This is a genomic window from Streptococcus sp. GMD6S (assembly GCF_000297015.1).
Window position 1 is genome coordinate 1 of record NZ_AJRH01000225.1, and the last position, 708, is coordinate 708.

General features: G+C 40.8%; 1 pseudogene. It reads left to right on the forward strand.

Features of this window, described 5'->3' with window-relative positions:
- Positions 1 to 660, forward strand: a pseudogene (locus GMD6S_RS09825) (LD-carboxypeptidase); the annotation flags it as partial.
- Positions 661 to 708: the final 48 nt, after the last annotated feature.

Here is a 708-nt window from a genome sequence, read left to right on the forward strand (position 1 = left end):
TTTTATGGGCAATCCTTTCTAGCAGACATTTGTGAATTGGACAAGGAGATGTTGCCCTATAGCTTTCACTACTTTAAAGAATTGATCAAGACAGGAAGAATCTCAGAAATCCGTCCTAGCGACCTTTGGTATGAGGAAAGAACTGACTTCAGTCCCAAAGCTTTGGGAACACCTCGTCTCAGCCATGTAAATACTGGTTTTGACTTGTTACAAGGAAATGCCCAGTTTGAGGGAGAAATCCTCGGTGGTTGTCTTGAGTCTCTCTATGATATCTTTGACAACTCTCTACACGCAGATAGCACCGACCTCTGCCAAAAATACAAACTTTTCCCTGACTTATCCGACTGGGAAGGAAAGATTCTCTTACTAGAAACAAGCGAAGAAAAGCCTGAACCTGATGATTTCAAAAAAATGTTGCTAGCTTTGAAAAAAACTGGAATATTTGAGGTCATCAGTGGACTCTTGGTCGGAAAGCCAATGGATGAAACCTTCTATAACGACTATAAAGAGGCACTAATGAGCATCGTTGACAGCAATATCCCAATTGTCTATAATCTAAACGTTGGGCACGCCACACCAAGAGCCATTGTACCCTTTGGCGTTCACGCCTATGTAGATGCACAGGAGCAAGTCATTCGCTTTGACGATAACAAAAAATAAACAATTTCTCCATTTTTGTGCTTTGGTATTGATTTTCGTTACAATTTG